Genomic DNA, 13,979 nt, shown 5'->3' on the forward strand with positions numbered 1-13,979 from the left:
ACTTTAATCAACAAAAAGGCCGTCTGAAATTTTCAGACGGCCTTGTCTTTCAAGACGGCTTAGAATTTGTGATACAGGCCCACAGAAGCGGCTTTTTGTTCAATGCCGCCTTTGTTGGCTGCAGTTAGACGGGTTTTGTTGCCGACTTTCAGATACGCCAGTTGGGCATTGATGCCGGTGCGTTTGCTGAAGGTGTATTGGCCGCCGACAACGACTTGGTCGAATTTATCCACCAATTTCTCGCCGCTGTTCACGCCCTTGGCAGGCCAGCCATGTGCGTAAGTAATGCGTGGGGTCACGTTGCCGAATTTGTAGCCGACAGTTACCGCTGCATCAACTACTTTCACGGCTTCAGATTTGCCTGAATCGACAGTAATGTCACTACCCTTGTACTCATTAAAACCATCGGTGAAATAGCCTAAATATTCGTTGCCTGTCTCATGGCCTTTGGCATAGTGTACGCCGCCGCCGACAAAGAGATTGTCTTTATCGTAATAAGTTTCGACTTTGGCGATTTGCGCCGCTTTGACTTTGCCTGATTTGTCGGTGTACGCGCCGTTGTAGTGGCCGTAAGCCGCATTGGCGGTAAAGCCGTTTTTAGAGAAGCTCACTCCGCCGGTGTATTGGTCTTTAGCCGGTTTGGTGTGCGTGTATTTGTCTGAAGGATTGCGGTTATCGCGCGGTGCGTAAGACACGTTGAATTTGAATCCACCGAAATCCGGGCTGTCGTAGCGTACAGCGGCGTTACGGTTGCCGGTACGGGTAAAGATGCCCAAGCCTGCGGCATTGGTTTTGTACATCCATGGATCGATGGTGTCCATTTCGTTCAGCATATTGCTGAGTTTACCGGCGCGAATCTTACCGAAGTTACCTTGCAGGCCGATGAAGGAATCACGAGTGGCAAAACCTTGGGAACCGCCGGTAATGGCCGTTTTTTGTTCAACTTGCCAGATGGCTTTCAAATCGCCGCCCAAGTTCTCGCTGCCTTTGAAACCGATACGGGAGGTATTGTCATTGATGCTGGTTGCGGTAGAGCTGGTTTCAGAACCTGCGTCACCTTTGATTTTGACCTGACCGACGGTCACGCTGCTTTTGATTTGACCATACAGAATCACTTCTGCAGATGCAGCCAGCGGCAAACCGGCAATAACCAAAGCGATAATCGATTTTTTCATTATTCTCTCCAAAACAAAGTTAAAATCTCGTGAAAACACGTTTAGCAATATTAATGTTTTCCAACGTTACAAACAACTATTTTCATCTTGATAGACACTTTTATTCATTAGAGTTTAGACTTTTTACAACATTTTTAAATAAAACAGGCCGTCTGAAAGAAATTTCAGATGGCCTCTCCCATTCAAAGTCACGACAAGGACAACCAACCCTCCTATTGAAATTATTTAATCAAAAATGATTGCTTGATAAATGTTTGCCATATATCAACCCAACATTCCCAAATTGCCACTATCATTAACTTTCTTCTTATGAAGAAGTTTTTTTATATCAATAATTTACTTGGTATAAATTTTTCCTTTTACCTAATGTAAATAAATAGGAGCCTTTATGTTGAACAAACATCTCTTTTTATCTTTGCTAATGGCTGTCTCTACTGCAACGGTATCCGCCGAAACCCATCATGCACATTGGTCTTACACAGGTGAAAACGATGCTGCACACTGGGGTGATTTGAGTGAAGACTTTGCTGTTTGCAAAACAGGCAAACAGCAATCCCCAGTGGACTTCTCCGCAACAAAAGCAGTAAAAGGCAAACAACTGGCATACCGTTACAACGTCGCCGATTACAAAGTAGAAAATAACGGCCATACCCTTCAAGCCACGCCGCAAGGCAAGGCCCAAACCATCGTGATTAACGGTAAAACCTATACCTTCAAACAATTCCACTTCCATACGCCGAGCGAACATACTTTCAAAGGCAAACATTTCCCGATGGAAGCGCATTTCGTCCATCAAGCCGAAGACGGTACTTTGGCGGTCATCGGCTCTGTATTTAAACCGGGCAAAAACAACCCTGCCTTGTCTGCACTCACTGCTAAAAAACTGAAAGCAGGCGAATCCGTAACGTTGAAAAACTTGAATATCCAAGCCCTGCTGCCTAAAGATAGCAAGTCCTTCCAACTGAAAGGCTCCCTGACAACGCCGCCTTGCAGCGAAAACGTGACTTGGGTTGTCTTAAAAACTCCGGTTCAGGCAGATGCGGCGCAGTTTAAAGCCATGCGCGACATTATCGGCGGCGAAAACAACCGTCCCGTACAACCTTTGAACGACCGCGAAGTCAATGAAGACAAATAACTTCTAAGGCCGTCTGAAAACAAAAAAGCACCCGGATAACGGGTGCTTTTTCAATCACATCAATCAGGCTTTTTTGTTACCCAACGCGGCTTTCACAAACGCACTGAACAAAGGATGGCCTTTGCGCGGATTGGAAGTAAATTCCGGATGGAACTGACACGCGAAGAACCAAGGATGATTTGGCAATTCGATGGTTTCAACCAAACGCTCGCGGCCTGAGGATACGCCGCCGATGACCAAACCGGCTTTTTCCAACTGAGGAACATAGTTGTTGTTAACTTCGTAGCGGTGGCGATGGCGTTCGCGGATATGTTCGCTGCCGTAGATTTTTGCGGCAAGGCTGCCCGGTTTGAGGTCAACTTCTTGTGCACCCAGACGCATGGTGCCGCCCAAATCGGCAGATTCGTCACGGGTTTCTACGCTGCCATCGGCAGTTTGCCATTCGTCAATCAGGGCAACGACAGGCGCGGCGCATTTCAAGTCAAACTCGGTAGAGTTCGCACCTTTCAAGCCTGCAACATCGCGGGCGTATTCGATCAGGGCAATTTGCATGCCCAAGCAGATGCCCAAGTATGGTACGTTGTTTTCACGCGCATAGCGTACGGCGGCAATTTTGCCTTCTACGCCGCGTGAACCGAAGCCACCCGGCACCAAAATCGCGTCCATGTCTTTGAGCATGGAAACGTCGCCATTGCCCTTCTCGATGCTTTCGCTGTCGACAAAGGTAATTTGTACGTCGGTTTCAGTGTGAATACCAGCGTGTTTCAGGGCTTCGATCAATGATTTGTAGGACTCGGTCAAATCAACGTATTTACCGACCATCGCAATTTTGACGGTATGTTTCGGATTTTGAATCGCGTGAACGATTTTCTTCCATTCGGTCAAATCGGCTTGTTTGACATTCAGTTGGAGCTGCTCGGTAATGATGCTGTCGATGCCTTGGTTGTGCAGCATTTCTGGGCATTCGTAAATGCTGTCCACATCGTAGCTGCCCACGATGGCACGTTCTTCAACGTTACAGAACAAAGCAATCTTACGGCGCTCGTCCGCAGGCATTTCTCTGTCCATACGGCAGATCAGGATATCCGGTTGCAAACCGATGCTCAACATTTCTTTAACGGTATGCTGGGTCGGTTTGGTTTTGATTTCGCCGGCAGCGGCGATGTAAGGCACATAGCTCAGGTGGGCAAACAATGTATTGTTGCGGCCGAGCTGGCTGCGCATTTGGCGGATAGCTTCCAAGAAAGGCAAAGATTCGATATCGCCGACTGTACCGCCGATTTCGACAATCGCCACATCATAACCGGCCGCGCCTTCATGGATACGGCGTTTGATTTCATCGGTAATGTGCGGAATCACTTGTACAGTACCGCCCAAATAGTCGCCGCGACGCTCTTTGGCAATCACGTTTTCATAGACTTGGCCGGTACTGAAGCTGTTGCGGCGGGTCATGGTGGCGTTGATGAAACGCTCATAGTGACCGAGGTCGAGGTCGGTTTCCGCGCCGTCATCGGTTACGAATACTTCGCCGTGTTGAAACGGGCTCATGGTACCCGGGTCAACGTTGATATACGGGTCAAGCTTAAGCATGGTCACGTTCAAGCCACGCGACTCGAGAATAGTAGCAATAGAAGCGGCGGCGATACCTTTACCCAAAGAAGATACAACGCCGCCGGTTACGAAAATGAATTTAGTCATGATGTGATACCCATGTTGGAATGTGTGATTTTAACTTGAAGCAGCATATTCTGGCAAACGGCAAAAGCTTCAGGCCGTCTGAAAACAGCGTTTTCAGACGGCCTTATCATATTCTATATATCAGCGCAACTCGCGGCGCAGGATTTTGCCAACGTTGGATTTTGGCAACTCGTCGCGGAATTCGATGTCTTTCGGCACTTTATAAGCAGTCAGCTCTTTACGGCAGAAATCGATCAGTTCTTCCTTGGTCAAAGACGGATCTTTGCGTACGACGAAGACCTTAATCGCTTCGCCGGTTTTCTCGCTTGCCACGCCGATACAGGCAACTTCCAAGACTTTGTCGTTGCTGGCCACCACTTCTTCGATTTCGTTCGGATATACATTGAAACCGGATACCACAATCAAATCTTTTTTGCGGTCCACCAGCTTCAGCCAGCCTTTTTCATCCATCACGGCAATGTCACCGGTCTCTAAAAAGCCGCGTGCATCGATTGCTTTGGCGGTTTCTTCAGGACGGTTCCAATAGCCTTTCATCACTTGCGGACCGCGTACCCACAATTCGCCCGGCTGTCCGATAGGCACTTCTTTGCCGTCCGCATCACGTAATTCGACTTCAGTCGAAGGAACCGGCAAACCGATACCGCCGCTGTAAGCCTCGATATTCAAAGGATTGCAACATACGCCTGGGCTGGCTTCGGTCAAACCGTAAGCTTCCACAATCGGCGTACCGGTGATTTTTTTCCATTTTTCCGCTACGGCTTTTTGCGTTGCCATACCGCCGCCCAAAGTCAGCTTCAAACGGGAAAAATCGACTTCGGCGAAATCCGGACGGTTAACCATCGCATTAAACAGGGTATTCACACCGATGAACACGCTAATCGGTTCTTTTTTCAATTCACCGATAAACCCCTTCATATCGCGCGGATTGGTAATCAGGATGATTTTAGAACCGGTATTCGCAAAGATCATCAGGTTTACCGTCAAGGCAAAGATATGATAAAGCGGCAACGCGGCAATAACCGTTTCTTTGCCTTCGTGCAGGCTGTTTTTAATCCATTCTTTTGCCTGCAACATATTGGCGCAGATATTGCCGTGACTGAGGACGGCGCCTTTCGCCAAACCGGTTGTACCGCCTGTATATTGCAGCAAGGCAGTATCGTCGCGCGTCAACTCGACTGGTTTGAACGCATTTGCCGCACCTTGCTTCAAGGCCGTCTGAAAAGTCACGGTATTGGGAATGCGGTATTCCGGCACCATTTTTTTTACTTTGCGGATGACAAAGTTCATCAACGCGCCTTTAATCATGCCGAACATCTCGCCGACCGACGCGACAATCACATGTTTGATTTGCGTACGCGGCAACACCAGCTCCAGCGTATTGGCAAAGTTCTCCAACACGACAATCGTTGTCGCGCCGCTGTCTTTCAACTGATGCTCCAACTCGCGCGGCGTATAAAGCGGATTCGTATTCACTGCCACCAAACCTGCCTGCAAAATACCGAAAAGTGCAATCGGATATTGCAAAACGTTCGGCATCATAATTGCCACACGCTCACCGCGCGGCAGTTTCAATACGTTTTGCAGGTAAGACGCAAAATCAGTCGCCAACTTGCCCACTTCGGCATAAGTCAGCGTTTTGCCCATGTTTTGAAAAGCAGGTTTATCCGAGAATTTCTCAACACTTTGACGGAATACGTCGCTGATGGAGCTGTATTGAGAAATATCGATTTCAGGGTTTACGCCTTGTTCGTAGCTTTTGAGCCAGAGTTTTTCCATATTGATCAGTCTTTGTTTTAGTCGTTTTTTGAAATCAAGGCCGTCTGAAAGGCTTTATTCAATCTGCCGCTTCGTTTTCAGACGGCCCTTTTATTAAGCAGTAATAATGACAGGCTTGTCGGTGGACATGATGATACCGCCGCCCAAGCACACATCGCCGTCGTACAGTACCGCAGATTGGCCTGGGGTTACTGCCCACTGCGGCTCGTCAAAGACAAGCTCGATGGTTTCATCATCTAAATAACGCAACGTACAAGGCGCGTCAGCCATACGGTAGCGCGTTTTGCAGGTATAGCGGCCTTCTTTCGGGCGTTCGGGCAATGTGAAACTCAAATCGTTCATAATCAGGCTTTGCGTATAAAGCAAAGGATGGTCATGGCCTTGGACGACAATCAGTTCGTTTTTGGTCAAATCCTTGGCCGCAACAAACCATGGTTCGCCTGCGCCGCCGATACCCAAGCCTTTGCGTTGGCCCAACGTGTAAAACATCAAGCCGACGTGTTCGCCGACTACTTTGCCTTCAGGGGTAACCATTTTGCCATTATTGGTCGGCAGGTATTTTTGCAGAAATTCGCGGAACGGGCGTTCGCCGATAAAGCAAATGCCGGTACTGTCTTTTTTGGTTGCGGTCGGTAATTTGAATTCTTCGGCAAGACGGCGGACTTCAGGCTTCTCCAACTCGCCTAATGGAAAAATCGCGCGCTCGAGTTGGAAAGGCTTGAGGCGGTATAGGAAATAGCTTTGGTCTTTGTTTTGATCCAAGCCTTTGAGCAGGTAATGCACGCCGTTGCGAACTTCTTTTCGGGCATAGTGTCCGGTGGCAATGGTATCGGCGCCCTGCTCTATGGCATAGTCCAAAAAGCATTTGAATTTAATTTCGGCATTGCACAAGACATCCGGGTTTGGCGTGCGGCCTGCGCTGTATTCTTTGAGAAAATAGGCAAATACGTTGTCTTTATATTGCGCGGCAAAATTGACGATGTCGATGTCGATGCCGATGATATCGGCAACGGCAATGGCATCAAAGGAATCTTGTTTGATGCTGCAATATTCGTCGTTGTCGTCATCTTCCCAGTTCTGCATGAACACGCCGCTGATTTGATGGCCTTGCTGTTTGAGCAGGGCCGCGGTAACGGATGAATCGACGCCGCCGGAAAGGCCGACGATGATGTTTGCTGGTGTGTTGGTAGTATTCATGAGCGGAATGTGGGTTTCAAATGCATTTTTTAAAGCGTGATTTTAGCACATTTTGATTTGACGACAGAAAAGGCCGTCTGAAAGCCCAATGACTTTCAGACGGCCTTTATATGCAAATTCAAGCAATTAGTGCTGATGCGCGCCACCGTGAGCACCGTGGTCGTGACCGTGATCCATACCGGATTGTGGTGCGGTTTTTACTTCCAGCTCGACAGTTTGAGGTTTGGCGTTTTTGAATTTCAGGGTTACAGGCACTTTTTCGCCTTCTTTCAATTGTTTTTTCAGACCCATGAACATAACGTGGTAGCTGCCTGGTTTCAGCTCGGTTACGCCTTTTGCAGCCAAAGGCACGCCGCCTTTAACTTCGCGCATACGCATAACACCGTTGTCGTTAATATGGGTGTGTACTTCAACGCGTTCTGCAACAGGGCTGCTGCCGCCTACCAAGAAGTCTTGTTTGGCTTCATCGTTTTGGATTTTCATGAATGCGCCACCCATTTTCATACCTTCGACAGTAGCACGGGCCCAACCGTCTTCAATATGGATACCGGCTGCAGATACGGAAGTTGCCAAGCCTGCCAGAATCAGGGTTGCCATTAATTTTTTCATGTTTTGCTCCTTGTGTTTGCCAAATGGCTGGGATATACAGTCTTCATCTTACAACCAAAGGCCGTCTGAAAACTTTGATATAGATTAATTAATACTATCTAATCCTAACGAATTACCATATTACCACATTTTTAAGCAGTTAATGCAATAATCCAAACAATAAATAACATGAACAAAGCCATCAATTGCGCGGCCGAGCCGGCATCTTTGGCACGCTTGGCCAGCTCGTGTTTTTCAGTAGAAGTATGGTCAACGGCTGCTTCGACGGCGGTATTAAACAATTCGGTAATCAATGAAATAAACGATGCGACAACAAGCACCATTTTGGTGACCGGGCCGAAACCAAGGAACAAAGCCAAAAAAATTAAAATCAGGTTCAGCCAAAAAACTTGGCGAAATGCGCTTTCATAACGATACGCGGCAGCCAGTCCGTCTTTGGAATAACCAAACGCATTGATGATGCGCTTAATGCCGTTTTTACCTTTTTTTTCAGATGCGTAGGAAGATGGTTCCATCATATTCTCAACATAAAAAGGCCGTCTGAAAAGAAACGGTCGGGTCAATTTTCAGACGGCCTTTGGGTTTATTGTTTTGCCCAAGATGCTACGGCATCTGCAAACATGGCGGCAACGTCGAAATCTTTTTGCTTCATGATTTCTTGGAAGCCGGTCGGGCTGGTTACATTGACTTCGGTCAGGTTGCTGCCGATGACATCCAAACCGGCAAGCAAAATACCGCGACGCTTCAATTCAGGCGCAAGGGTTTCTGCAATCTCACGGTCGCGCTCGCTCAATTCCTGTGCCACGCCGCGGCCGCCGGCAGCCAAGTTGCCGCGCGTTTCGCCGTTTTGCGGAATACGCGCCAAAGCATACGGAACAACTTCCCCACCGATAATCAGAATGCGCTTGTCGCCATGTACGATTTCAGGAATATAACGTTGCGCCATGATGGTGCGTGAATCAAGCTGCATCAGGGTTTCCAAAATACTGCCGATATTGGGGTCGGATTCGGTTAGGCGGAAAATGCCCATACCGCCCATGCCGTCCAACGGTTTGATGATGATGTCGCCGTGTTCTTTCAAAAAGGCACGGACATCGGCGGAACGTGTGGTAACCAAAGTCGGCGCGGTAAACTGGCTGAAGTTCAAAATCGCCAATTTTTCATTGAAATCGCGCATTGCCTGCCCGCTGTTAAATACTTTTGCCCCCTGCTGCTCTGCCAACGTCAAAAACTGGGTCGCGTACAGATATTGCATATCAAACGGCGGATCAGTGCGCATAATGACCGCATCGAAGTCTTTCAAGGCCGTCTGAACTTTTACCTCTGCTTTAAACCATTCATGATCGTCATCGTTCTTCGCACCGACAAACTCAAATGCCGCTGCCTGAGCCACTACCCAGCCTTCACGGACGGACAATTCTCCACTCAAGGTATGAAAAAGCTGCCAACCGCGCTTTGCCATTTCACGCATCATGGCGTAAGTAGTGTCTTTATAGGTTTTAAAACTTGCCATCGGATCGGCGATAAACAGGACTTTCATCAAAATTTCCTTGTAAACAGACGATATAATCATACCTTGTATTCTGCCTGCCTGAAAAGGTGGCAAAATATAGTAAAGGCCGTCTGAATCCTATTTTCAGACGGCCTTGAGGCTTTTAGGCAGCTGCTAAATGCAAGAGTTCGGCGGCATGGCTGCGTGTGGTATCGGTAATGATTTCGCCACCCAGCATACGCGCGATTTCCTCAATGCGCTGATGATGGTTCAAGACGCTGATTTCGCTGACAGTTTGTTCGCCTTCGCTATGCTTGCGCACCTGCCAATGGTTTTCACCGCAAGAGGCGACTTGAGGAAGATGGGTTACCGCCAAGACTTGATGTTTTTTACCTAAGGCACGCAAAGCTTTACCGACCATTTCAGCAACACCGCCACCAATACCGGTATCCACTTCATCAAAAATCAATGTCGGCACTTGCGTGTATTGGCTGGCAACCACTTGCAAAGCCAAGCTGATACGCGCCAATTCGCCACCGGAAGCCACTTTATTCAAAGGTCGGGACGGATTACCTTTATTCGCCGCCACTTGGAATTGCACCTGTTCCAGACCATGTGCGGTCGGCGAAGACGGCAACAAGACGATGTCAAAACGTGCACCTTTCATGGCCAAATGTTGCATATGCTCGGTGGTCTCTTCGCCCAAACGACCGGCTGCCTGATGACGCATGGCAGAGAGAATATGCGCGGCCTCATGGTATTCGGCAAGATTGCGTGCGACTGTATTTTCCAAGGCTTCCAAATCGGCAGCCGCGTGCAGGTTTTGCAGGCGCTCATCGATTTCTGCCAACTTTTGCGGCAACTCTTCCGGCTCAATACGGTATTTGCGCGCCATGCTCATCAATTCGCCCATGCGACTTTCTTGTGCGGCCAATTCATTAGGATCGATATCGCTGCGACCGGCCACATCGCGCATATTAGCACTGATTTCACCCAATTCTGCTTCAATACTTGCCAACATATTCAGGCTCTCGGCAAAGCGCGGCTCAATGTTTTGCAGATTGCCCAGCAGTTTTTGGCATTGGTAGATTTGACGTTGGATGCCGTTGTCTCCGTCTATGCTGTCGCCCACCTGCTCGGCAGTTTGCAGCAACTCGGCTGAATGTGCCAGACTGTCGTGGCTTTGGCTTAAGGTTTCCCATTCGTTGGGTTTGAGCTCCAATTGGTTTAATTCATTAAACTGCCATTCCAAACGCTCGCGCTCGATGGCCATGGTTTCTGCCTGCTCTTGCGCTTCTTGCAGTGCCTTTTTTGCATTGACCCAATTTTGATAAAGCTGCTTGACTGTGTCTGCCTGCTCTTTGCTGCCGGCGAACGCATCCAACAACTCGCGTTGCGCAGACTCTTGATTCAGCGAATGATGGGCATTTTGTCCGTGAATATCGATTAACTGCTCGCCGATGGCTTTCAGCTGCGCCAATGTTGCTGCCTGATTATTGATATAACTGCGGCTTTTACCCTTGGCATCGATAATACGGCGGATGCTGAGTTCTTCGGCATCTTCTTCCAAAAGGCCTTGCTCCTGCAGCTGCGCTTTCAGCTCAGGCAAACCGCTGATGTCGAACAAAGCCGACAACTGCGCTTCCTTGGCGCCGCTGCGCACTTGGCTGTAATCGGCTTTATCGCCCAACAACAGGCCAATCGCATCCAGAGTAATCGATTTGCCTGCGCCGGTCTCGCCCGTCAATACGGTAAAGCCGTTTTGAAAATCAAGATTCAGGTTTTCAACAATGACAAAATCACGCAAAGAAAGTGCCAACAGCATTGCAGTATTCCTTAGTAAATCACCCGCACCTATGCGGAATAGCTTTAGATAAGCTGATTATAACTAAGATTTTTTATAGTTTAAATCAGATTTTTCTTATAATTTATCTAAAATATTTATTTTAAACAAATTATTTTTTAAGCAGGCAATAAAAAGGCCGTCTGAATATTGCTACATGTTCAGACGGCCTAACTTCACTTTACTCTGCCAGATCTACTTGTTCATGCCCCATCAATTCCTGCCCTACTCCGGCAAGCAGGTTCAGATAACGCTCATACTGCTTGAGCATATCGGCAATCAATTCTTTGTGCGTCATATATTGCACATCGTATCCATCGCGCCCATCCGAGAAATACGTCAATGGTATGAACGTTGCCGCATATTTGAAATGAGGCAGGCTGTCTTCGCGAATCAACTGGTCGGTAATTTCCCGCTTTACAGATTTAATCCCATAGACAAAATCCCTTACCGTCCCTTTATGCACCACCAGCTCCACCGACGGCTCATCCTGCTGCAACAGGCAACGGATTTCTACGTCTATATTGTATTTTTCGGTCAATTCGTTTTTCAATTCCTGCATTGCCGGAAGCGCCGTATTTTTCATAAATTTGATGATATCGGCTTCCTGCGTCTGATTCATCATTTGGCCAAGGCGTTCCCTCCAATGATCGCCCGACCAGAAAATACTGCCCGGATTGACGGCGGTTGCAAAATATTTGGCATCGTTGTTCAGGGCTTTCCACAAAGAAACCATCATAAAAATCATCAACACCGCAAACGGCAGAGACGCAATCAGGGTCATGGTTTGCAAGATGGGCAAACCGCCGGCACCCAGCAACACAATGGCCACAGCAGAAATCAACACGCCCCACATAACCGATTGCCACTTAGGCGAAGCCAGCCCTTTATCGCGCGAAGCAATATTGTTCAGCACATAAATGCCCGAGTCGGCAGAAGTGATAAAAAACAGCGCAATCACCAGCAATGCCACCAAGCTGCTGACGACCGGCCACGGCAGATAATTCAAAAAGGCAAACAACAGTTTTTCAGGCTCGTTGGTCAAGGCAGACAAGGCGCCGTTTGCCACATGCGTGTCCAGCCACAAGGCCGAATTGCCAAATACAGTAAACCACAAAATACTCATCAGGCTAGGCACTGCCAATACGCCAAAAATAAATTCGCGGATGGTTCTGCCTCGTGAAATTCGGGCAATGAACAAACCGACAAAAGGCGACCACGAACACCACCAAGCCCAATACAACACCGTCCAGCCGGTAAACCATTTTGTATGCTCAGGCTCATAGGTATATGACTTAAAGCTGAACGAAACGAAGTTACTCAAATAAGTGCCCAAATTGTCGCTGAATGCGAAAATCAAATACGTCGTCGGCATACTCAACAAGACAAACAACAGCAATGACAGTGCCAATACCAAGTTGGTTTCACTCAAAATTTTGACGCCTTTACCCACGCCCGAAGTTGCAGAAAATATGGCAATCGCCATCACAATAACGATAATGCCGACCTGCAAGACATAGCTGTTGTCCTGCACCCAGCCCATCTTCAACAAACCGGAACCCATTTGTGCCGCGCCAAATCCCAAGGTTGTGATAATACCGAACAAAGTCGCAATCAAAGCCATCACATCGATGACATCGCCCATTTTGCCGTTGATTTTGTCTTTTAAAATCGGATAAAAGCAGGAGCGCAACGCCAGCGGCAATTTATAGCGGAAACCGAAATACGCCAAGGCAAGCGCAATGATTCCGTAGATTGCCCAGGCATGAATCCCCCAGTGGAACACCGTATGCAGAATCGCCTCTTGCGCATTGCCTTTGGCAATCGGGGAAGAGAAATGCGATAAAGGCTCGGCCACCCCGAAAAACATCAAGCCCACGCCCATGCCGGCTGCAAACAGCATAGCCAACCATGATAAAAACGAAAACTCAGGTTCGTCCTCGTTTGTACCCAACCTGATACTGCCGAGGCTGCTGATGGGAAGCGCCAATAAGAAAATAAGGAATACAGAGAAAGTCAGAATGTAAAACCAGCTGACATTTTGAAAGATAAACTGCTTCATTGCATTTAACAAAGCCTCAGTATTTTGAGGCCAAACCAAAGCAGCTGACAAAAGCAAAAGGACGAAGAAAAGCGTAATACTGACCACGCTTGGGTTGAAAGAAGATTTGTTTTGAATGAATTGTTTGAATTTCATATCGGTTCCGTAGTTGATACAGCGCATATTTGAAGAACAAACGGGCTGCCGATTGATAAAGAGGGAAACGTTTCCGTATGCCTTCTCAAACTATTACAGAATAAGAGATATTTATTCTAATAATTTTTAAATTATATCACAAAATCAATAAGTTACAAAATTAAACGAAAATTTTATTTAAAATCATAATGTTACAAAACAATAAAGGCCATCTGAAACACGATTGTTTCAGACGACCTTTACATTCAAATCAGTTAATCAATCTGCTTCCTGATTCAACTTCTTCAGCTTCCTCATCGCCTGTCGGCGGCGTTTCCATCAAATCAGGTAACACCAGCTCGCCCAATTCAGTCAGCGGCGGCAATTCTTCCAAACTTTCCAAACGCAAATCGCTTAAGAATGTTGCCGTTGTCGCCCACAATGCCGGACGGCCGACAGAATCACGGTGGCCGATGACTTCAATCCAGCCCCTATCCTGCAAGGTTTGCATCACATTTTGCGACACCGCCACGCCGCGTATGCCTTCAATATCGCCACGCGTTACCGGTTGCTGATAGGCAATAATCGCCAACGTTTCCATCACGGCGCGGGAATAACGCGGCGCGCGCTGCTCTTGCAGGCTGCCCAGTCGTTCAAAGGCAGCTTGGGCGATTTGGAAACGCCAGCCCTCATGGGTATGCACCAGTTGCAAAGCCCTGCCCTGCCAACGGGCCTTCAGTTGCGCCAACACGTCAATCAGCTTGTCTTGCGACAACGGCGGCACGCACAATTCGCGCATGGCTTTTTCGTTTAAGGGTTCGACTTGCGTCAACAGCGCCGCTTCAATCAGCGCATCGGGAGAAAGTTTTTCAGTCATA

At 47.9% G+C, this 13,979-nt stretch carries 11 protein-coding genes; 1 reads left to right on the forward strand and 10 read right to left on the reverse strand.

Annotation, left to right across the window (positions count from 1 at the left end):
- Nucleotides 1–59: 59 nt before the first annotated feature.
- Nucleotides 60–1,175, reverse strand: a complete 1,116-nt coding sequence (locus tag O3681_RS04420; protein WP_371459375.1) for a porin — start codon at nucleotides 1,173–1,175, stop codon at nucleotides 60–62.
- A 388-nt stretch (nucleotides 1,176–1,563) separates the two neighbouring features.
- Here O3681_RS04420 and O3681_RS04425 point away from each other — a divergent pair, with 388 nt between their 5' ends.
- Nucleotides 1,564–2,310, forward strand: a complete 747-nt coding sequence (locus O3681_RS04425) for a carbonic anhydrase (protein WP_371459376.1) — start codon at nucleotides 1,564–1,566, stop codon at nucleotides 2,308–2,310.
- A gap of 63 nt (nucleotides 2,311–2,373) precedes the next feature.
- Here the strand turns inward: O3681_RS04425 and O3681_RS04430 are convergent, their stop codons facing one another.
- The 9 genes from O3681_RS04430 to O3681_RS04470 all read right to left on the reverse strand — a co-directional run bounded on the left by O3681_RS04430 (nucleotide 2,374) and on the right by O3681_RS04470 (nucleotide 13,978).
- Entirely contained in the window at nucleotides 2,374–4,008 is a 1,635-nt protein-coding gene (locus O3681_RS04430; protein ID WP_107723523.1) for a CTP synthase, read from the reverse strand.
- Between the two features lie 120 nt (nucleotides 4,009–4,128).
- Nucleotides 4,129–5,784 (reverse strand): AMP-binding protein, encoded by a 1,656-nt coding sequence (locus O3681_RS04435; RefSeq protein WP_107723524.1) that lies wholly within the window; start codon nucleotides 5,782–5,784, stop codon nucleotides 4,129–4,131.
- A gap of 93 nt (nucleotides 5,785–5,877) precedes the next feature.
- On the reverse strand, nucleotides 5,878–6,981 hold the full coding sequence (gene mnmA, locus O3681_RS04440) for a tRNA 2-thiouridine(34) synthase MnmA (RefSeq protein ID WP_107723525.1): 1,104 nt from the start codon (nucleotides 6,979–6,981) through the stop codon (nucleotides 5,878–5,880).
- 126 nt (nucleotides 6,982–7,107) lie between these two features.
- Nucleotides 7,108–7,590 (reverse strand): copper chaperone PCu(A)C, encoded by a 483-nt coding sequence (locus O3681_RS04445; protein ID WP_049348010.1) that lies wholly within the window; start codon nucleotides 7,588–7,590, stop codon nucleotides 7,108–7,110.
- A gap of 131 nt (nucleotides 7,591–7,721) precedes the next feature.
- The gene (locus O3681_RS04450) at nucleotides 7,722–8,105 is read right to left on the reverse strand and encodes a diacylglycerol kinase (protein WP_107723526.1); all 384 of its coding nucleotides are present in this window, start codon (nucleotides 8,103–8,105) and stop codon (nucleotides 7,722–7,724) included.
- Nucleotides 8,106–8,173: 68 nt separating this feature from the next.
- Nucleotides 8,174–9,130 (reverse strand): glutathione synthase, encoded by a 957-nt coding sequence (gshB, locus tag O3681_RS04455; protein WP_107723527.1) that lies wholly within the window; start codon nucleotides 9,128–9,130, stop codon nucleotides 8,174–8,176.
- A 115-nt stretch (nucleotides 9,131–9,245) separates the two neighbouring features.
- A complete protein-coding gene (gene recN, locus O3681_RS04460; RefSeq protein WP_371459377.1) occupies nucleotides 9,246–10,907 on the reverse strand; it encodes a DNA repair protein RecN in 1,662 nt (553 codons plus the stop codon).
- 199 nt (nucleotides 10,908–11,106) lie between these two features.
- Nucleotides 11,107–13,122, reverse strand: a complete 2,016-nt coding sequence (locus O3681_RS04465) for a BCCT family transporter (protein WP_371459378.1) — start codon at nucleotides 13,120–13,122, stop codon at nucleotides 11,107–11,109.
- Nucleotides 13,123–13,372: 250 nt separating this feature from the next.
- Nucleotides 13,373–13,978, reverse strand: a complete 606-nt coding sequence (locus O3681_RS04470; protein WP_107723530.1) for an SMC-Scp complex subunit ScpB — start codon at nucleotides 13,976–13,978, stop codon at nucleotides 13,373–13,375.
- Nucleotide 13,979 lies beyond the last annotated feature (1 nt).

Origin of the sequence: Neisseria sp. 27098_8_158 (assembly GCF_041433145.1) — a bacterium.
Lineage (GTDB): Bacteria > Pseudomonadota > Gammaproteobacteria > Burkholderiales > Neisseriaceae > Neisseria > Neisseria subflava_E.